At 69.7% G+C, this 18,659-nt stretch carries 19 protein-coding genes; 15 read left to right on the plus strand and 4 right to left on the minus strand.

Features of this window, described 5'->3' with window-relative positions; all coding sequences use genetic code 11:
• On the plus strand, positions 1-1,731 hold a 1,731-nt coding region (locus G6031_RS01320), incomplete at its 5' end, for a DNA translocase FtsK (protein ID WP_241737126.1).
• 11 nt (positions 1,732-1,742) lie between these two features.
• Here G6031_RS01320 and G6031_RS01325 read toward each other — a convergent pair.
• A complete protein-coding gene (locus G6031_RS01325; protein WP_182652183.1) occupies positions 1,743-2,024 on the minus strand; it encodes a YciI family protein in 282 nt (93 codons plus the stop codon).
• Between the two features lie 77 nt (positions 2,025-2,101).
• Here G6031_RS01325 and pgsA point away from each other — a divergent pair, with 77 nt between their 5' ends.
• The 9 genes from pgsA to G6031_RS01370 all read left to right on the plus strand — a co-directional run bounded on the left by pgsA (position 2,102) and on the right by G6031_RS01370 (position 8,854).
• Positions 2,102-2,689 (plus strand): CDP-diacylglycerol--glycerol-3-phosphate 3-phosphatidyltransferase, encoded by a 588-nt coding sequence (gene pgsA, locus G6031_RS01330; protein ID WP_182652184.1) that lies wholly within the window; start codon positions 2,102-2,104, stop codon positions 2,687-2,689.
• Positions 2,690-2,709: 20 nt separating this feature from the next.
• Entirely contained in the window at positions 2,710-3,222 is a 513-nt protein-coding gene (locus G6031_RS01335; RefSeq protein ID WP_182652185.1) for a nicotinamide-nucleotide amidohydrolase family protein, read from the plus strand.
• A gap of 16 nt (positions 3,223-3,238) precedes the next feature.
• Complete coding sequence (locus tag G6031_RS01340) at positions 3,239-3,571, plus strand: helix-turn-helix transcriptional regulator (RefSeq protein WP_179526252.1); 333 nt, start codon at positions 3,239-3,241, stop codon at positions 3,569-3,571.
• Positions 3,572-3,668: 97 nt separating this feature from the next.
• Positions 3,669-4,496, plus strand: a complete 828-nt coding sequence (locus G6031_RS01345; RefSeq protein ID WP_179525419.1) for a PspA/IM30 family protein — start codon at positions 3,669-3,671, stop codon at positions 4,494-4,496.
• Between the two features lie 68 nt (positions 4,497-4,564).
• Positions 4,565-4,759 (plus strand): DUF3046 domain-containing protein, encoded by a 195-nt coding sequence (locus G6031_RS01350; protein WP_179525418.1) that lies wholly within the window; start codon positions 4,565-4,567, stop codon positions 4,757-4,759.
• A gap of 222 nt (positions 4,760-4,981) precedes the next feature.
• A complete protein-coding gene (recA, locus tag G6031_RS01355; protein WP_182652186.1) occupies positions 4,982-6,088 on the plus strand; it encodes a recombinase RecA in 1,107 nt (368 codons plus the stop codon).
• A complete protein-coding gene (locus G6031_RS01360) occupies positions 6,088-6,696 on the plus strand; it encodes a regulatory protein RecX (RefSeq protein ID WP_182641119.1) in 609 nt (202 codons plus the stop codon). Before recA ends, G6031_RS01360 begins: the two co-directional genes overlap by 1 nt.
• A gap of 26 nt (positions 6,697-6,722) precedes the next feature.
• Positions 6,723-8,291 (plus strand): tRNA (N6-isopentenyl adenosine(37)-C2)-methylthiotransferase MiaB, encoded by a 1,569-nt coding sequence (miaB, locus tag G6031_RS01365; protein ID WP_182641123.1) that lies wholly within the window; start codon positions 6,723-6,725, stop codon positions 8,289-8,291.
• Positions 8,279-8,854, plus strand: a complete 576-nt coding sequence (locus G6031_RS01370) for a hypothetical protein (protein WP_179525415.1) — start codon at positions 8,279-8,281, stop codon at positions 8,852-8,854. The genes miaB and G6031_RS01370 overlap by 13 nt, the downstream gene beginning before the upstream one ends.
• A 75-nt stretch (positions 8,855-8,929) precedes the next feature.
• Here G6031_RS01370 and G6031_RS01375 read toward each other — a convergent pair whose 3' ends face one another.
• Positions 8,930-10,315: a DUF349 domain-containing protein gene (locus G6031_RS01375; RefSeq protein ID WP_182644403.1), complete on the minus strand. Its 1,386-nt coding sequence runs from the start codon at positions 10,313-10,315 to the stop codon at positions 8,930-8,932.
• A 193-nt stretch (positions 10,316-10,508) separates the two neighbouring features.
• Here G6031_RS01375 and G6031_RS01380 point away from each other — a divergent pair, with 193 nt between their 5' ends.
• From G6031_RS01380 to G6031_RS01390, 3 genes are read left to right on the plus strand one after another with little or no spacing between them, the layout of a single operon-like run.
• Positions 10,509-11,207: a hypothetical protein gene (locus G6031_RS01380; protein ID WP_182652187.1), complete on the plus strand. Its 699-nt coding sequence runs from the start codon at positions 10,509-10,511 to the stop codon at positions 11,205-11,207.
• Positions 11,204-12,166, plus strand: a complete 963-nt coding sequence (gene miaA / locus G6031_RS01385; RefSeq protein ID WP_182652188.1) for a tRNA (adenosine(37)-N6)-dimethylallyltransferase MiaA — start codon at positions 11,204-11,206, stop codon at positions 12,164-12,166. Before G6031_RS01380 ends, miaA begins: the two co-directional genes overlap by 4 nt.
• Positions 12,163-12,909 (plus strand): IclR family transcriptional regulator, encoded by a 747-nt coding sequence (locus tag G6031_RS01390; protein WP_182644401.1) that lies wholly within the window; start codon positions 12,163-12,165, stop codon positions 12,907-12,909. The genes miaA and G6031_RS01390 overlap by 4 nt, the downstream gene beginning before the upstream one ends.
• A gap of 104 nt (positions 12,910-13,013) precedes the next feature.
• Here G6031_RS01390 and G6031_RS01395 read toward each other — a convergent pair whose 3' ends face one another.
• Complete coding sequence (locus tag G6031_RS01395) at positions 13,014-15,194, minus strand: malate synthase G (RefSeq protein WP_182652189.1); 2,181 nt, start codon at positions 15,192-15,194, stop codon at positions 13,014-13,016.
• 118 nt (positions 15,195-15,312) lie between these two features.
• Between G6031_RS01395 and dapF the strand changes: the two genes are divergently transcribed.
• Together dapF and hflX are read left to right on the plus strand one after the other, a co-directional pair.
• Positions 15,313-16,239: a diaminopimelate epimerase gene (gene dapF, locus G6031_RS01400; RefSeq protein ID WP_182652190.1), complete on the plus strand. Its 927-nt coding sequence runs from the start codon at positions 15,313-15,315 to the stop codon at positions 16,237-16,239.
• A 14-nt stretch (positions 16,240-16,253) separates the two neighbouring features.
• A complete protein-coding gene (hflX, locus tag G6031_RS01405) occupies positions 16,254-17,702 on the plus strand; it encodes a GTPase HflX (protein WP_179525408.1) in 1,449 nt (482 codons plus the stop codon).
• A gap of 39 nt (positions 17,703-17,741) precedes the next feature.
• On the opposite strand, the gene lexA is transcribed toward hflX, so the two are convergent.
• Positions 17,742-18,410 carry a transcriptional repressor LexA gene (lexA, locus tag G6031_RS01410; protein WP_179525407.1) on the minus strand — a complete coding sequence of 223 codons (669 nt, stop codon included), beginning with the start codon at positions 18,408-18,410 and terminating at the stop codon, positions 17,742-17,744.
• Between the last annotated feature and the right edge of the window lie 249 nt (positions 18,411-18,659).

Genomic DNA, 18,659 nt, shown 5'->3' on the forward strand with positions numbered 1-18,659 from the left:
ACCGGACCGGACGCCGCAGCGGCGGGTGCGGGCGCGCCGGTCGGGGACGCCAATAACGGGGCCACCGTCCGCCCGGCGGAGGCGCGCGGAGCCGGCGGCACGACCGAGGTGCCGCAGACCAACACCCCGTCCACCCACACCGCGGCGGACAGCGATGTCGAGCGCCTCGACTCCCAGAAGCAACTGCTCAACGGCGTCGAGTACACCCTGCCGCCCGTCAGCCTGCTGACCGCGGGGGACCCGCCCAAGGAGCGCAGCGAGTCCAACGACCAGATGATCGACGCCATCCAGGGCGTCCTCGAGCAGTTCAAGATCGACGCCGCGGTCACCGGGTTCACCCGCGGGCCGACGGTCACGCGCTACGAGGTCGAACTCGGCCCCGGCGTCAAGGTCGAGAAGATCACGGCGCTGCACCGGAACATCGCCTACGCGGTGGCCACGGACAACGTCCGTCTCCTCGCCCCGATCCCCGGCAAGTCCGCGGTGGGCATCGAGGTCCCCAACCTCGACCGGGAGCTGGTGAGGCTGGCCGACGTGCTCACCGACCCCAAGACCGCCACCAAGCACAACCCGATGCTCATCGGACTGGGCAAGGACATCGAGGGGGACTTCGTCACCGCCGACCTGTCCAAGATGCCGCACCTCCTGGTGGCCGGCTCGACCGGTTCGGGTAAGTCCAGCTTCGTCAACTCGATGCTCGTGTCGTTGCTCACCCGCGCGACACCGGACGAGGTGCGCCTGATCCTCGTGGATCCCAAGATGGTCGAGCTGACGCCGTACGAGGGGATCCCACACCTGATCACCCCGATCATCACGCAGCCCAAGAAGGCGGCCGCCGCGCTGGCGTGGTTGGTCGAGGAGATGGAACAGCGCTACCAGGACATGAAGTCCACCCGCGTGCGCCACATCACCGATTTCAACGAACGGGTCAAGTCCGGTGCCATCACGACCCCGCCCGGCAGCGAACGGGTGTACCGCCCGTATCCGTACATCGTCGCGGTGGTGGACGAACTCGCCGACCTCATGATGACCGCGCCGCGTGACATCGAGGACGCGATCGTGCGGATCACCCAGAAGGCCCGTGCCGCCGGGATCCACCTGGTGCTGGCCACGCAGCGCCCGTCCGTCGACGTGGTCACGGGTCTCATCAAGACCAACGTGCCGTCGCGTCTGGCCTTCGCCACGTCCTCGCTCACCGACTCGCGGGTCATCCTGGACCAGGCGGGGGCGGAGAAGCTGATCGGGATGGGTGACGGTCTCTTCATCCCGATGGGGGCGTCGCGACCCGTCCGCATGCAGGGTGCGTTCATCACCGACGAGGAGATCCACGAGGTCGTGGACTACGCCAAGAACCAGGCGGAGCCCGACTACGACGACACCGTCACCGCCGCCAAGGAGGAGTCCAAGAAGGACATCGACGGCGACATCGGGGACGACCTCGACGACCTGCTCGCGGCCGTCGAGCTCGTGGTCTCCAGCCAGTTCGGGTCCACCTCGATGCTGCAGCGCAAGCTCCGCGTCGGGTTCGCCAAGGCGGGTCGGCTCATGGACCTGATGGAGTCCCGCGACATCGTCGGACCCTCGGAGGGCTCGAAGGCCCGCGACGTGCTGGTCAAGCCGGAGGAGCTGGGGTCGGTCATCTGGATGATCAAGGGCGGCACCCCGCCCGAGGAGGACCCGGGAGACCTGCCTGCCGGGAGCGAGAACCTGGACGAGGCGCCGGTGGGCTGAACCGCGCGCTCTCAGGCCAGCGCGCCGTACACCGGCATCCACTCCCGGACGGTGACCTCGGAGACCATTCCGCGCAGACAGTGGGGGTCCTCCGCCACCAGTGCGCGGGCGGTGTCGGAATCGGCGGCCTCGACGACGAGCAGGGCGCCCGAGCCGTCCGTGTACGGACCCACCGACCGGATCGATCCCGCGTCGACCTGGGCGGAGAGCCACTCGCGATGGGCGGGCTTGTTGGCCTCCCGGTCATCGGTCTGCTCGGGCTCGTACCGGTAGTCGACTGCGAAGAGCGGCATCGGTGTGGTCCTTCCTGGTCGCTGCGGGGGTGTTGTCGGATCAAGGGTATTCGGCCGGGTCTCGCTAAGGTGAGGGGGTGACACTTCCCATCACCGATGACGGACGCCCCGGCGCCGAGGTCCCCGTACTCAACATCGCCAACGTGCTCACCGTCCTGCGGATCGTGTTGGTCCCGGTGTTCGTGGTCCTGTTCTTCGTGGCCGACGCGCAGGACCCGTGGTGGCGGGTGGGTGCGTTCGTCGTCTTCGTGCTCGCGATGGCGACCGACTACGTGGACGGGTACCTCGCCCGGCGGCTGGGTCTGGTGACGGACTTCGGCAAGATCGCCGACCCGATCGCGGACAAGGCGCTCATGGCGGCGGCGATGATCTCGCTGTCCCTGGTCCACGAGCTGTTCTGGTGGGTGACGATCGTGATCCTCGTCCGCGAGGTGGGGATCACCCTCTGGCGTCTGTTCGGCGTCGACCACGTGGTGGCGGCCAGTAAGGGTGGCAAGCTCAAGACCGTGACCCAGACCCTGGGGCTGGGCATGCTGATCCTCCCGCTACCGCACTGGGTCTGGCCCGTCGAATGGGCCGTGATCGGCGTGGCGCTGGTCCTGACCGTCTACACGGGTATCGATTACCTGGTGAAGGCGCGTCAGGCCGCCAGGGCCGGGCACTGAGCCCCCCGGCCCGGGTTGCCATGACCTCCGCTGATCTCCCCGATCCGGGTGCCGCGGCCGCGGTGGCCGCACTCGGCGGGCGCGGGTGGACCCTGGCGACCGCCGAGTCGCTGACCGCGGGGATGCTCGCGGCCACGGTGGCGGGGGTTCCGGGGGCGAGCGCGGTGCTCCGGGGTGGCCTGGTTGTCTACGCCACCGATCTCAAGCACACTCTCGCGGGCGTTGCCGAGGAGGTTCTCCGGAGGCACGGGGCCGTGTCGGGGGAGACGGCGCGCGCGCTCGCCCTGGGGGCGGCGGAGCGATGCGGCGCCGACGTCGGTGTGGGTCTGACCGGTGTGGCGGGACCCGACCGCCAGGAGGGGCGGGCCGTGGGGACCGTTCACGTGGGGATCTGCGCGCCGGGAGTCGCGGCGAGGTCGACCGAGCTCTCCCTGGACGGCGGTCGAGCCGAGATCCGTCGGGCGGCCTGTGCCGCCGCCCTCGATCTGCTGGTGGGGATCGTCGACGAGGTCGGGAACGAATCGGCGACGTGAGGCGTTGTACCCCGTGATGCCGAACATCCAGATGACCACGCTGCCCCGACCGGACCACCGGAGCGGGCCCCCGCTGCTGCGGGAGACCCTCGGGACGGTCCTTCGCGGCCTGCGGGGGGATTCGGGGCGGACCCTGCGGGACGTCGCCGACGCCGCCCGGGTGAGTCCCGGGTACCTCTCCGAGATCGAACGTGGTCGCAAGGAGGCCTCGAGCGAGTTGCTCGCGTCCATCTCGGGTGCTCTCGACGTCTCGCTCGGCGAGATCCTCATCCGCGCGGCCCTCGAGGTCTCGCCCCCGGGTACCGTCTCGCTCCCGGGCACCGTCGCGGAGCCCGTCCTCGCGGCCTGAGCCCCACCCCGGCAACGCCCGGTGGTCGCCCCCCGACCTTGTTCGGTACCGTGGTACCGACCAGTCGTCCGAATCGGCAGAAGGACACTACGCAGCGATGGCCAATCCGTTCACCAAGGCATGGCGCTACCTCATGGCGTTGTTCGATTCGAAGATCGACGAGAATGCTGACCCCAAGGTCCAGATCCAGCAGGCCATCTCGGACGCGCAGCGGCAGCACCAGCAGCTGTCCCAGCAGGCGGCCGCCGTGATCGGCAACCAGCGGCAACTGGAGATGAAGCTCAACCGCCAGCTCGCCGACATCGAGAAGCTGCAGGGCTCCACGCGGCAGGCACTGCAGATGTCCGAGCAGGCCCATCAGAACGGCGACACCCAGAAGGCGACCGAGTACGAGAACGCCGCGGAGGCCTTCGCCGCTCAGCTGGTCACCGCCGAGCAGAACGTCGAGGACCTCAAGGGACTCCACGACCAGTCGCTCCAGGCCGCGGCCCAGGCCAAGAAGGCCGTGGAGCAGAACGCGATGGTGCTCCAGCAGAAGGTGGCCGAACGGACCAAGCTGCTCAGCCAGCTGGAGCAGGCCAAGATGCAGGAGCAGGTCAGCGCGTCGCTGCAGTCCATGTCCGAGGTCTCGTCGGGCGGGAACACCCCGAACCTCGACCAGGTCCGCGACAAGATCGAGCGGCGGTACGCCAACGCCCTCGGGTCGGCGGAGCTCGCCCAGAACTCGGTTCAGGGCCGGATGCTTGAGGTCGAGCAGGCCTCGACCCAGATGGCCGGGCACAGCCGTCTCGAGCAGATCCGGGCGTCGATGAAGGCCGAGGGTGGTCAGCTCGGACAGGGGACCGGCTCTGCGTCCCAGCTCCCCCAGGGGCAGCCGCAGTCCGCCACCCCGCCTCAGCAGCAGGCGCAGACCGAACAGCAGTGAGTCGTCCGAGGACGGGCCGCCGGTGAACTGACCGGCGGCCCGTCGTCGTCCGTGGTGAAGGGGCACACGTGACACTGACCGAGTTCAGGGCCCGGACCGTCGAGGCCTTCGGGGACCTGCGGGCCGATCATCTCGTGAGGTCCCATCATCTGGCCGCGTTCGACGGGCGCACCGCCGACGAGGCCATCGACGCCGGTGCCTCCGTCAAGCAGGTCTGGTTGGCGCTGTGTTCGGAGTTCGAGGTTCCCGACTCATTACGCTGACCCCGTGGCGGCGTGTCGTTCGATCTCGAACACGCGTTCGTCTACACTCGGGTCATGTGATGACGGGATGGCCCGTCCACAGGGCGACATCCCTCCACAGTGAAGGGTTGCCGGGCTCGTGCGAGACGTATCTGTCGTACCCGACCCGTAGCGTCCGCGAGCGAGCAGACCACACAGACCGTCCGGCACGACACCGGAGGTCGAGCACGAACGGAGAGCATCATGGCCCCCAAGACCACCGCCAAGTCAGGTACCAGGACGGGCGTGGCCCAGAACCGCGAACAGGCGCTGGAGTTGGCGCTCGCGCAGATCGACAAGGCCTACGGCAAGGGGTCGGTCATGCGGCTCGGGGACGACACCCGGCCGCCGGTCAAGGTCATCCCGTCCGGTGCCCTGTCCCTCGACGTGGCACTCGGGATCGGCGGGTTCCCACGGGGCCGCGTCGTGGAGATCTACGGTCCGGAGTCGTCCGGCAAGACGACCGTCGCGCTGCACGCGGTGGCCAACGCGCAGGCCGCCGGCGGGATCGCCGCGTTCATCGACGCGGAGCACGCGTTGGATCCGGAGTACGCCCGCAAGCTCGGCGTGGACACGGACAACCTCATCGTCTCCCAGCCGGACACCGGTGAGCAGGCGCTCGAGATCGCCGACATGCTGGTCAGGTCGGGGTCCATCGACATCCTGGTGGTCGACTCCGTCGCGGCGTTGGTGCCGCGGGCGGAGATCGAGGGCGAGATGGGCGACAGCCACGTGGGCTTGCAGGCGCGACTGATGAGCCAGGCGCTCCGCAAGATGACGGGTGCGCTGCACAACACCAACACCACCGCGATCTTCATCAACCAGCTGCGCGAGAAGATCGGGGTGATGTTCGGCTCGCCCGAGACCACCACGGGCGGTAAGGCGCTCAAGTTCTACGCCTCCGTCCGCCTGGACGTGCGCCGGATCGAGACCCTCAAGGACGGCGCGGATGCGGTGGGTAACCGCACCAAGGTCAAGGTCGTCAAGAACAAGATCGCGCCGCCGTTCAAGATCGCGGAGTTCGACATCCTCTACGGCGAGGGCATCAGTCGCGAGGGATCGCTCATCGACATGGGCGTGGAGAACGGCTTCGTCAAGAAGTCGGGTTCCTGGTTCACCTACGGGGCGGACCAGTTGGGTCAGGGCAAGGAGAACGCCCGCCGGTACCTCAAGGAGAACCCCTCGGTCCGCGACGAGATCGAGCGGAAGATCCTCGACAAGCTCAACATCGGGGCGGGCGCGGAGATCGCGGAGATCGAGGCGGAGTCCGACGAGGACGCGCCCATCGACGTGGTGCCCGTCGAGTTCTGATGAGCGTGCAGGACCCGCGTGCGGCCGAGCGGGGGCAGGGTGTCGACGCGGACGACCTGCGCACCGCGATCGCGGCGGTGGAGGCCAGGCCGTCAAGCAGTTCGGACCTGCCTCCGTTGGCCCCCGAGGCCCACGAGGCCGCGACGGCGGCTCTCCGGCTTCTGCGCCACCGGCCACGGAGCCGACACGAACTGCGGGAGCGGCTTCTGGGTAAGGAGCATGCGCCGGATGCGGTGGACGAGGCCCTGGACAGGGTCCGCGCCTGGGGTCTGCTCGATGACGCGGACTTCGCCTCGGAATGGGTCAGGGGCCGGCGGCGTCGACGCGGACGGTCGCGGGGTGCACTCGAACGCGAGCTGCGCGAGAAGGGCGTCGCCGAGGTGCATATCGCGGGGGCGGTGGCCGGCATCGACGAGGCCGATGACCGACAGCAGGCCACCGACCTCGTGCGCGCGCGGCTCAGCCGCAGCCCGGTCGACCCCGGTCCCGGGGCGGATCTCCAGGGAGAACGGCGCAGGCTGGTGGCGTTCCTCGCCCGCCGGGGCTATCCGACGGGGTTGGCGATGACGGTGGTCGATGCCGAATTGGCGGCCCAGGTGTCGCCCTGAGTACCCTGGCCTGCGTGGATTCTCTCGTGACCGACCTGCAGGCGACGGCCGGAGACACCGGTGTCGAGCGCGTCGAGGGGCGCACGTACCAGGTGCGGACCTTCGGGTGCCAGATGAACGTCCATGACTCCGAGCGGCTCTCGGGCGTGCTCGACGCGGCCGGGTACGTGCCGTTCGAGGGGGAGGCCGATCCCGCCCGGGGCGATCTTCCGGACCTCGTGGTGTTCAACACGTGCGCGGTCCGCGAGAACGCGGACAACCGCCTGTACGGCACGCTCGGCCACCTGCGGCCGTGGAAGGACGCCAATCCCCGACTGCAGATCGCGGTCGGCGGATGCCTGGCACAGAAGGACAAGGACGTCGTGGTCTCACGGGCCCCGTGGGTCGACGTCGTCTTCGGTACCCACAATCTCGGGCATCTGCCCACCCTGCTCCAGCGCTCCCGGCACAACGAGCGGGCCGAGGTGGAGATCGCCGACTCGCTCCAGCACTTCCCCTCGACCCTTCCCGCCACCCGGGAGTCCGCCTACGCCGGCTGGGTCTCGGTCTCCGTCGGCTGCAACAACACCTGCACGTTCTGCATCGTCCCGTCCCTCCGCGGCAAGGAGGTGGACCGGAGACCCGGTGAGGTCCTCGCCGAGATGAAGGCACTGGCGGATGAGGGTGTCCTGGAGGTCACCCTGCTCGGACAGAACGTCAACGCCTACGGGCGGTCGTTCCACGATCCCGCCGAACCATCCGACAGGGGCGCCTTCGCGAAGTTGCTGCGCGCCGCCGGTCGGGTCGAGGGCATCGAGCGGATCCGGTTCACCTCACCACATCCCGCGGAGTTCACCGACGACGTGATCGAGGCGATGGCCGACACCCCCGCCGTGTGCCCGCAGCTTCACATGCCCCTGCAGTCCGGTTCGGACCGTGTCCTGCGCGCGATGCGCCGTTCGTACCGGTCGGAGCGTTTTCTGGGCATCCTGGACAGGGTGCGGGCCGCGATGCCGCACGCGGCCATCACCACGGACATCATCGTCGGATTCCCCGGGGAGACCGAGGAGGACTTCCAGGCCACCCTCGACGTCGTGGAGAAGGCGCGGTTCACGAGCGCGTTCACTTTCCAGTACTCACCGCGACCGGGGACTCCGGCGGCGACGATGACCGACCAGGTACCCAAGTCCGTCGTGCAGGAGCGCTACGAGAGGCTGATCGACCTGCAGGAGCGGATCACCCTCGAGGAGAACCGGAAGCAGGTCGGTCGCGAGGTCGAGCTGCTCGTCACCGCCGACCAGGGACGGAAGGACGCCGCCACCGCCCGGATGACCGGCAGGGCCCGGGACGGCCGTCTGGTGCACTTCGCCCCGGTGGGGGAGCACGCCGGGCGGATCCGACCCGGCGACGTGGTCACCACCCGGATCAGCTCGGCCGCCCCGCACCATCTGCTCGCCGACGACGGCGTGCTGACCTGTCGGGCCACCAGGGCGGGTGACCGGCACGAGGCCGGTGAGAAGCCGGAGACCCCCCCGATCGGCGTGGGGCTCGGACTGCCCACGCTGCGACGTGATGCCCTCGCCTCCGACACCACCCAGAAGGGATGCCTCACGTGAACACCGCTGACCGCCCGGACCCCATCCAGGGGATCATGGAATCCAGCAGGACCGTGGATTCGGAGTTCCGACGCAGGGACAGGATGTTGGGCCACACCCTCGTCATCGGCAGGGCCTATCTGGCGTCGGCGTTGCTGATCGTGTTGCTCGCCGCCGCTCTCGCGCTTCCCCACAGCGACGGGGTGCGTGGACTGGACGTGCTCTTCTTCACCGAGGCGGCCCGGGACCAACAGACCTCGCTGCCCTCCCACGTGTTCGTCCTGCTCTACTCGGCCGGCGCCATCCTGTTCGGCGCCGTCATGATCATCACCCAGAAGTGGTGGGCGGCGGGGATCGCCTGGGGCGCCAGTTGCGTGGCCACGGTGTACGGGATGCTGGCGATCTGGCTGCGCCAGTCCGGACGGGGACCGAACCCCGACTTCCAGGACTTCGGCGCCCCCGGGATCGGCTTGTACGTCAGCGTGATCCTGGTGCTGCTGCTGGTGATGACCCTGGCCGGCGTCCTGTGGGCGCGCACCCCCGAACAGCGCGAGCTCGAGGACTCCGTCCGCCACCGCGACTGAACCGGGTCGCCGCACCCGTCGGACCCACCCCGTGCAGCAGGGCCCCACCGTGTCGGTGGGGCCCTGTCGGCGTGATCAGCGGGTGTCGACCGCGTTCTCGGCGGCCTCGGCCCATTCCTTCCACTGCATGGCCTGCGCGCGGGCCTTCTCGGCGTCCTTCGACTTGCCCGCCGCGTCGGCCTTCGCGGCCTGTGCCTCGAAATCGTCCACCCGCACCCAGAACTGGGCGGCGCGGGCCTTGGCCTCGGGGTCGGTACGCCGCCATTCGGCGTCGGCCGCGTCGGAGACGGACTTCTCCAGGGCGCGGATCCGTCCCTCGAGCTGCCCCATCCTCTCCCGCGGGACCTTGCCGATCTCCTCCCAGCGGGTCTGTAGCTCCCGTAGTGCGGCACGGGCCGCGTCGAGGTTCTTGTCCGGGTCGATCCGGGCCGAGAACTCGGTGAGCAGCGCCTCCTTGGCGTCCGCATTGCCCTCGAACTCCGCGTCACGCTCGGCGGCCGCGGCGTGGCGGGCGTCGAAGAACGTGTCCTGGGCCGCCTTGAAGCGCTTCCACAGGGCGTCGTCGGCCTCGCGGGGAGCGCGGCCCGCGGCTTTCCACTCGTCCATGAGGCGCCTGAACGCGGTGGCCGTGTCGTTCCAGTCGGTCGAGGCCGAGATGGCTTCGGCTCGTTCGACCAGCTCCTCCTTGACGCGCTTGACGGAGGCGCGGGTGCGGTCGAGTTCCGCGAAGTGGGAACCACGGCGCCGGTTGAACGCCTCGCGGGCCTTGGAGAAGCGCTTCCACAGTGCGTCGTCGGTCTTGCGGTCGATGCCGCGAATGGTCTTCCACTCGTCGAGGATCTCCCTGAGGCGATCGCCGGCGGCCTTCCACTGGGTCGACGACTCACCGATCTCCTCCGCCTCGACGGCCAGCGCCTCCTTGCGGGCGATCGCGGTGGCGCGCTCCTCGTCCTTGCGTTGGCGCGCCTCGACCTCGACAGCGCCGGAGCGCTCGACCACGGTGGCGAGTCGGGTCGCGAGGGCGTCGAGATCTCCCACGGCCGCAGCGGAGGGGAGCTGCTCGGCGAGGGCCTCGGCGGAGGCCCGGGTCTTCCGCGCGTCCTGTGGGTGCGAGTCGAGTCGCGCCTCGAGGAGTGAGACCTCCGCGACCAGGTCGTCGTACCGGAGGCCGAAGTGGGCCAGACCTTCCTCGGGTGCACCCGCCTGCCAGGAGCCGACCTGGCGTTCGCCCTCGGAGGTCCTGACGAACACGGCGCCGGAGTCGTCGACCCGACCCCATTCGGACGGGTCCGACGCCCGGACGATGCGCGACTCGGGGGCCGCCACCGCTCGCGGTGCCACCTTCCGGGCCAGTGCTGCGGGGGACGGCGCACCGGGACGCGGGCCCGGGGTCGGAGTGGGGGTCGGTGCGGACGTTCCGGGGTTCGCCTCCCCGGGGGTGGTCGGTGACTGGTCGCTCATCTGGTCCTCGTTTCGTTCTGCCGCGTGACACGGCACCATCGCCGGAATCCCACCGGTCGTCGCCTCGCCGTCCCGGTGAGGGGTCGGCATCTCCCTAGTGTGTACCAACCGCCGCCCGGGCGCCGGGGTATCCCCAGCGAGTCCGACAGAGTCCCGGGGCGGCGCTCCTGCGGAGGTCAGTAAGGTGCTCCGTGTGAACACCCCTGTCGTCCTGGTACCCGGCGCACCGGTTCTGGTGCCCGAACTGTCCGGAGAGGCGGCCGCGGAGACCGCCGGCCAGGTCGACGCCGCGCTGGATCTGCTCAGGACGGCGTCGTCCGGCCTCGAGAGGGTGCTCGTGCTCGGCTCGGACCCCGAGGGGCGGACGATGGGTGACGTCCGTTCCTCGCTGTCGAGGTGGGGGGCGGCGGTCCGGGTCGGGCGTTCCGAGGCGGTGGAAGCCGAGTACGAGGATGTCCCCGACGCGGCCCTGATCGCATGGTGGCTGCTCGACCGCGCCGGGATCGACCAGCCCCGGTCGTTCGCGGGCGTCACCGGCGGTGGACGGGTCTCTCGGCCCCCCGGTCGCGACACCCTCGTGGTCGTCGTGGGGGACGGTCCCGCCTCCCTCACCCCCCGGGCACCCGTGCCCGAGGACCCGCGTGGTGTCGCCCTTGACTCGGAGCTCACCGAGTGGCTGCGGCGCGGTGGCCCGCTGCCCGATCCCGGTGACGCGGTGGCGGAGGCCGTGGGGTGGTGGAGCCGGCCCGCGTGGCTCGGGCTGGCCGGGCTGGTCGGGGAGAGGTCTGCGGTGGAGTCGGTGTCCTGGGCGCCGTTCGGTGTGGGGTATCACTGCGCTCGCTGGGATCTCTCGTCGTCGTCGGATTCCCCGGGCCAGGGGGGTCACGGGTGAGCGGCCCCGCACCGGTCGCGGTGGTGGGCCCGACCGGCACCGGGAAGTCCGACCTCGCCCTCGATCTGGCGCAGCGGCTGGGCGGGGAGGTGGTCAATTGTGACGCCATGCAGCAGTACCGCGGCATGGACATCGGTACCGCGAAGCTCCCGCCGTCCCTCCGACGTGGCATCCCGCACCACAGGCTCGACGTCCTCGAGGTGACCGAGACCGCGAGCGTCGCCGACTTCCGTCGCGAGGCCGAGCGTGAGATCGCGGAGATCCGGGAGCGCGGGAACGTGCCGATCCTGTGCGGAGGATCGATGATGTACATCCAGGCCCTGGTCGACGGCTGGTCCATCCCCGACACGGATCCCGCGGTCCGGGCGCGCTACGAACGGCGCCTCGAGGAGATCGGGGTCCGGGCGTTGCACGCCGAGCTCGCCCGCGCGGACCCCGAGGCCGCTCGGACCATCCTGCCGACCGATCCCCGCCGGACTGTTCGGGCGCTGGAGGTGGTGGAGCTGACCGGTCAGCCGTTCTCCGCCTCGAGACCGACCATCGGCGCACCTCGGTGGGGCACGCGGCTGCTCGGCCTACGGTGCGCGCTTCCCGAGCTCGATGACCGGCTGGACGCCCGTACCGGGCGCATGTTCGCCGACGGGCTGATCGACGAGGTGCGTGGGCTCGTCGGGCTCGGACTGCTCGAGGGCGTGACGGCCCGGCGGGCCATCGGGTACGCGCAGGTTCTCGACGAGATGGACGACGAGCTGGGGATCGACGACGAGGGGGTGGCCCGCGCCCGGGAGCGCACGCTGATCGGCACCCGCCGGTACGTGCGCAGGCAGCGGTCGTGGTTCGGGCGTGATCACCGCATCAGGTGGATCGACACCGACACCCGCCAGGTCGACGGCACGCCCCGCGGTGGACGGACCCCTGTGGAGACAGCACTCGAGCTCCTCGGTGAGGCTCCGCGATGAGCGCCTCGAACCCCGGCCGCACCCGCGTCCAGTCGGTCGACCGGGCGTTCGCCCTCCTCGACTCGTTGGCCCGGCGGGGCGGCCGCGCGTCCCTCGGGGAGCTGTGCGCCGACACGGGCCTGGCCGCGGCCACCGTCCACCGGCTGTGCGGGACGCTCGCCGAGTCGGGTCACCTCCGCCGGGACGCGCGCCGCGACTATCTGCTCGGCCCCCGATTGCAGCGGATCGGCGAGGTCGCGGGGAGGGCGACGTGGTCGTGGGCCCAGCCGGTGCTCGCGGCCGTGGTCGACGGGACCGGCGAGACCGCCAACCTCGCCGTTCGTGAGGGGGACGGTGTCGTGTACCTCGCCCAGGTCCCGTCGCCGCACTCGATGCGGATGTTCACCGAGGTGGGCCGTCGGGTGCACGTGCACTGCACGGCGGTGGGGAAGGCGTTGGTCGCCCGGGACGACGACGACGAGGTCCGCGCGATGCTGGAACGGACCGGCATGCCCGGGTACACGGATGCCACCATCGTCGACCCGGACCGGTTGTTGGACGAGCTCGCCCACGTACGCAGGGTGGGGTTCGCCACCGACGAGTCGGAACAGGAGGAGGGCGTCCGCTGTGTCGCGATCACGGTGGGGGTCGGGGACGCCGCGGTCGCGGTGTCCGCGTCGGGGCCCGAGGCGAGGTTCACCGAGGAGCGCCGCGACGCCGCCGTCGGGGTCCTGAGGGCGGCCGTCGCGGACCTGCACCCCTGACGCGGAAGGATCCGCTACCTCGGCCCGGGATCCGCTACCCCTGTGGGGGAGCGGATCCCGGTGTGCGGGCAGCGGATCCTTCCGGGCTTCGCGGCGGGGCCGTTCTACAGCCCGTTGGCGGCCTTGAACTCGCGGCGGCGACGGTGCAGGATCGGCTCGGTGTAGCCCGAGGGCTGCCCGGTCCCCTCGAGGATGAGCTCGCGGGCGGCCTGCCAGGCGATCGACGAGTCGAAGTCCGGCGCCATGTTCCGGTATGCCTCGTCACCGGCGTTCTGCTGGTCGACGATCTCCGCCATCCGGCGCAACGAGTCCTCGACGTCCTCGGCCGTGATGATGTCGTGACGGATCCAGTTGGCGAGCATCTGCGAGGAGATCCGCAGGGTGGCGCGGTCCTCCATCAGGTTGACGTCGTGGATGTCCGGCACCTTCGAGACGCCGATGCCCTGTTCGACCCACCGGACGACATAACCGAGGATGGTCTGGCACGAGTTGTCGACCTCCTCCTTCTTCTCGGCGTCGGTCCAGTTCGTGTCGGTCGCGAGGGGGACGCTGAGGATGTCGTCGACGCTCGCGCGCGGTCCGCCGGCGAGGAGTTCCTCCTGTCGGGACATCACGTTCACCCGGTGGTAGTGGGTCGCGTGGAGGGTCGCGCCGGTCGGCGACGGCACCCACGCGGTGTTGGCGCCGGCCCTCGGTTGCCCGATCTTCTCGGCGAGCATCTCGGCCATGAGGTCGGTCTTGGCCCACATGCCCTTCCCGATCTGCGCGCGACCGCGCAGACCGCAGGCCAGGCCGGTGTCGACGTTGAAGTCCTCGTAGGCGGTCATCCAGCGGGCGGACTTCATCTCACCCTTGCGGATCATCGGGCCGGCCTCCATGGAGGTGTGGATCTCGTCCCCGGTCCGGTCGAGGAAGCCGGTGTTGATGAAGACGACGCGATCGGTGGCCTCGGCGATGCAGGCTGCGAGGTTGACCGAGGTGCGCCGCTCCTCGTCCATGATGCCCACCTTGAGGGTGTTCTCCGGCAGACCGAGGAGCGCCTCGACCCGGCCGAACAGCTCGGTGGTGAAGGCCACCTCGGCCGGGCCGTGCTGCTTGGGCTTGACGATGTAGATGGACCCGGTCCGGCTGTTGCCGCGCTCGTTGCCCGGCGCGATGCCGTGCATGCCCGCCAGCGAGGTGATCAGGGCGTCCAGGATGCCCTCGGGCAACTCGTTCCCCTCCGCGTCGAGGACCGCGGGGGTGGTCATCAGATGCCCCACATTGCGGACGAAGAGCATCGAGCGGCCGTGGAGCCGGACCTCGCCGGATCCGTCGGGCGCGGTGAAGACCCGGTCGTCGTGGAGGACGCGGGTGAAGGTCTTGTCGCCCTTGCTGATCTCCTCGGAGAGGTCGCCCTTCATCAGACCCAGCCAGTTGCGGTAGCCGTGGGTCTTGTCCTCGGCGTCGACGGCCGCGACGGAGTCCTCGAAGTCCATGATGGTGGAGACGGCGGACTCCAGGACAACGTCCTTGACGCCGGCGGAGTCGGTCGATCCGATCGGTGAGTCGGCGTCGATCTGGACCTCCACGTGCAGGCCGTTGTTGCGCAGGAGGACCGAGGTCGGGGCGGCGCCGTCGCCCAGGTAGCCGACGAACTGTGCGGGATCGGCGAGGCCTGTCGTCGCCCCGTCGGCGAGTGTCACCTGCAGTCGGCCGTCCACCACGGTGTAGCCCGTGGTGCCGACGTGACTGCCGGAGTCGAGCGGCGCGGCGTCGTCGAGGAACTCGCGGGCCCAGGCGATGACGCGGTCCCCGCGGACCTTGTTGTAGGAGGACCCCTGCTCGGCCCCACCGGACTCCGGGATCGCGTCGGTGCCGTAGAGCGCGTCGTACAACGAACCCCACCGGGCGTTGGCGGCGTTGATCGCGAAACGCGCGTTCATGATCGGCACGACCAACTGGGGGCCCGCGACCGTGGCGATCTCGTCGTCCACGTTCTGGGTGTTGACCTGAACGGAGTCCGGCTCCGGGACCAGGTAGCCGATCTCCTGCAGGAACGCACGGTAGGTGGCCGGGTCGATCGGGGCGGGGTTCTCGTGGTGCCAGGAGTCGATCCTCGACTGCAGGTCGTCGCGGACGGCGAGCAGCTCGCGGTTGCGCGGGGCCAGGTCGGTGAAGATCTCGGAGACTCCCGCCCAGAACGCGTCGGGATCGACCCCGGTGCCCGGGATCGCCTGGGTGTTGACGAAGTCGTACAGGACCTCGTCGACCTGGACGTCGCCGACGGTGATGCGTTCGGACATCGATGCTCTCCTCACATAGGGACCGTTCTCGCCTCCGACTCTAGTGCCCCCCTGCCGACGGATCATCCGGGTTTTCCGCAGCGTGGAACGGCGGTCGGATTGGCTAGGATCTGATGGCATGACACCCGCGCCCCCGACCGCCACTCTCGACGGCCTCGCCTTTATCAAGGGGCACGGAACGCTCAACGACTTCGTGGTCCTGCCCGACGACCACGCGGAGGTGGACCTCGACGAGGACCTGGTGCGCGCCGTCTGCGACAGACGGGCCGGCCTCGGCGCCGACGGGGTGCTGCGCATCGCCACCGCGGGTGCACTGGTCGACCAGGGTGTCCTCGCCGTCCTCCCGGAGGGCGTCGACGCCGCGGACTGGTTCATGGACTACCGGAACGCAGACGGATCGATCGCGGAGATGTGCGGGAACGGGGTGAGGGTGTTCGCCCACGCCCTGGTGGCGACCGGCAGGGTCGGGGCCGGCCGGATCCCCGTGGGCACACGATCCGGTCCTCGGCCCGCCGATATTCTGATCCATGACGGTGACCAGGCCGTGGTCCGTGTGGACATGGGCGAGCCCGGGCTTCTCGGGGTCTCGTCCGTGGAGCTCGGTGGCCGGGTGTACGCCGGCCTCGCCGTCGACATGGGTAACCCCCACCTCGCGTGCGTGGTCCCGGGCCTGGGGGCCGAAGGGTTGCGCGAACTGCCGGTGCACGAGGCGCCCGTGTTCGACACCGGCTTCTTCCCCGCCGGCGTCAACGTGGAGATCGCCACCCCGCTCACCGACGGTCGGGTGTCGATGCGCGTCCACGAGCGAGGATCCGGGGAGACGATGTCCTGCGGCACCGGAATCGTCGCCACGGCCGTCGCGGCCCTCGCCGACGCCGGAGAGGCCACCGGTGACGTGGTGGTGTCCGTTCCCGGGGGAGAGGTCGCGGTGGCCCTGACCGGCGTGGGTTCCACTCTGACGGGGCCGTCCGTGATCGTCGCCGAGGGGCGGTGCCGGCGTCCGCCACCCGCCCGCCGCACGGAGGCGTCCCGACCGGAATTGTGAGATGATGCCGGTGAATGACTATCGATGACACCGCCCCTGACCGGGCCACACGAGACCATGACCCTTCGGTCGGAGAATTCCAGCTCGAGGAGCGCTCCTCGCTGCGCCGGGTCGTCGGGTTGTCGACCGAACTCCAGGACGTCAACGACGCCGAGTACCGCCAACTCCGCCTCGAGCGGGTCGTGCTGGTCGGGGTCTGGACCGAGGGTACCGCCGCCCAGGCGGAGGCCGCGATGGCCGAGTTGGCACAGCTCGCCGAGACCGCAGGCTCCGAGGTCTGCGACGCGCTGATCCAGCGCCGCGACAAGCCGGACCCCGCCACCTACATCGGTTCGGGGAAGGCCAAGACCCTGAAGGACGTGATCACCGCGACGGGGGCGGACACGGTGATCTGTGACGGCGAGCTCACGCCGGGTCAGCTCATCGCGCTCGAGAAGGTCGTCAACGTCAAGGTGATCGACCGCACCGCGCTGATCCTCGACATCTTCGCCCAACATGCGACCAGCCGTGAGGGTAAGGCCCAGGTGTCGCTGGCGCAGATGGAGTACATGCTCCCGCGACTGCGTGGCTGGGGTGAGGCACTCTCCCGGCAGGCGGGTGGCCGGGCGGGCAGCAACGGAGGCGTCGGACTCCGTGGTCCCGGTGAGACCAAGATCGAGACGGACCGCCGCCGAATCAGGGAGCGCACGGCGAGGCTGCGCCGTGAGATCAAGGGCATGAAGCAGGCCCGGGACACCAAGCGGCATCGCCGTCGCGCCACCCCGGTGCCGTCGATCGCGATCGCCGGGTACACCAACGCCGGGAAGTCGAGCCTGCTCAACCGCTTGACCGGTGCGGGTGTACTGGTCCAGAACGCACTGTTCGCCACGCTGGACCCCACCACACGGCGGGCCGAGCTCCCCGACGGGCGGGTCGTGGTCTTCACAGATACGGTCGGATTCGTCCGACACCTCCCGACCCAGCTCGTCGAGGCGTTCCGCTCGACGTTGGAGGAGGTCGTGGACTCCGAGCTGCTCCTGCACGTGGTCGACGGATCGGACGCCTTCCCCCTGCGCCAGATCGAGGCCGTCCGCACCGTCATCAACGACGTCGTGGAAGAGCAGAAGGCCGAGAGGCCCCGCGAACTCGTGGTGATCAACAAGGTCGACGTGGCTGACCCGGTGGTGTTGACGGAACTGCACCACGCCCTGCCGGACGCGGTCTTCGTCTCGGCGGCGACGGGTGAGGGGTTCGACGAGCTCCTCGACCGAATAATGCGGGTGGTCGCCTCCGGGGACACGGAGGTCACACTCGAGATCCCGTTCACCCGGGGTGATGTGGTCTCCCGTGTCCACGCGGAGGGCGCCGTGGTGGACGAGGATCACACGAAGGACGGCACGAGGATCGTGGTCCGGCTTCCGGCCTCCGTGGCCGGAGAGCTCGGGGAGTATCGGGTCCCCGGATCCCGTGACGGTGTCGCCTGACCCCGTCGACGGATCAGGCGACACCCGGCTCCGGCCGGTTCAGAGCTTGCGGAAGACCGTGACGACCTTTCCGAGGATCGTCGCGTGCTCCCCGGGAATCGGACTGAACGACGGGTTGTGGGGCAGGAGCCACACCCCGCTCGAGTCCCGGCGGAAAGTCTTGACCGTGGCCTCCCCGTCGATCATCGCCGCCACGATCTCGCCGTTGTCCGCGACGTTCTGACGGCGCACCACCACGTAGTCCCCGTCACAGATCGCGGCGTCGATCATCGACTCGCCGACCACTCTGAGCATGAACAGGTCCCCGGAACCCACCAGGTCGGAGGGGAGGGGGAAGACCTCCTCCACCGCCTGCTCGGCGAGGATAGGACCGCCGGCCGCGATCCGCCCCAGGACAGGGACGTAGACGGGCTCCACGGCCCCGCTGGGACGCGTCTCCTCCTGGGCGGGCGCGCGACGACCCCGGGACCGCTGCCCCGGGACGCCGTGGACGTCGACCGCCCGCGGCTTGTGCGGATCACGGGTCAGGAAGCCCTTCTTCTCCAACGTCCGCAACTGGTGGGCCACCGAGGAGGTCGACTGCAGACCGACGGCGTCACCGATCTCTCGGATGCTCGGGGGATAGCCCCGGTCCTTGACCGTGTCGTGGATGTGCAACAGAACGCTCTTCTGGCGGGTCGTCAGGGCCTCGAAGTCGGGCTTGGGCATGTGGGGGTCCCTTCGGCGAATGGGTGTTCGACGTCGCTATCTGTGTACACCCTACTGCCCGTCGGACGTGAGCGCCACACAGGTGTTCGAAGAAATGTCGCCACGAATGTCGACTCTGTCGGACCCGCGTGATACAACTCTAGGCAGGTTCGGGTTCGAACAGATGTGCACAACAAGGCACACGGGCGTGCGAATGAGGTTCGCACACCGTATCGAGTTGGGAGTTCTCATGACCGTTATGGAGATGCA

It is taken from the genome of Dietzia sp. CQ4, from assembly GCF_014145125.1.
In the GTDB taxonomy this organism is placed as follows: domain Bacteria; phylum Actinomycetota; class Actinomycetes; order Mycobacteriales; family Mycobacteriaceae; genus Dietzia; species Dietzia natronolimnaea.

Excerpts from the sequence above, each read along its gene's own strand:
- G6031_RS01325 (WP_182652183.1), bottom strand. The coding sequence starts at position 2,024 with ATGCCGCTCTTCGCAGTCGACTACCGGTACGAGCCCGAGCAGACCGAT.
- G6031_RS01335 (WP_182652185.1), top strand. The coding sequence starts at position 2,710 with ATGACCTCCGCTGATCTCCCCGATCCGGGTGCCGCGGCCGCGGTGGCC.
- G6031_RS01340 (WP_179526252.1), top strand. The coding sequence starts at position 3,239 with ATGCCGAACATCCAGATGACCACGCTGCCCCGACCGGACCACCGGAGC.
- G6031_RS01345 (WP_179525419.1), top strand. The coding sequence starts at position 3,669 with ATGGCCAATCCGTTCACCAAGGCATGGCGCTACCTCATGGCGTTGTTC.
- recA (WP_182652186.1), top strand. The coding sequence starts at position 4,982 with ATGGCCCCCAAGACCACCGCCAAGTCAGGTACCAGGACGGGCGTGGCC.
- G6031_RS01360 (WP_182641119.1), top strand. The coding sequence starts at position 6,088 with ATGAGCGTGCAGGACCCGCGTGCGGCCGAGCGGGGGCAGGGTGTCGAC.
- G6031_RS01370 (WP_179525415.1), top strand. The coding sequence starts at position 8,279 with ATGCCTCACGTGAACACCGCTGACCGCCCGGACCCCATCCAGGGGATC.
- G6031_RS01375 (WP_182644403.1), bottom strand. The coding sequence starts at position 10,315 with ATGAGCGACCAGTCACCGACCACCCCCGGGGAGGCGAACCCCGGAACG.
- G6031_RS01390 (WP_182644401.1), top strand. The coding sequence starts at position 12,163 with ATGAGCGCCTCGAACCCCGGCCGCACCCGCGTCCAGTCGGTCGACCGG.
- G6031_RS01395 (WP_182652189.1), bottom strand. The coding sequence starts at position 15,194 with ATGTCCGAACGCATCACCGTCGGCGACGTCCAGGTCGACGAGGTCCTG.
- dapF (WP_182652190.1), top strand. The coding sequence starts at position 15,313 with ATGACACCCGCGCCCCCGACCGCCACTCTCGACGGCCTCGCCTTTATC.
- hflX (WP_179525408.1), top strand. The coding sequence starts at position 16,254 with ATGACTATCGATGACACCGCCCCTGACCGGGCCACACGAGACCATGAC.
- lexA (WP_179525407.1), bottom strand. The coding sequence starts at position 18,410 with ATGCCCAAGCCCGACTTCGAGGCCCTGACGACCCGCCAGAAGAGCGTT.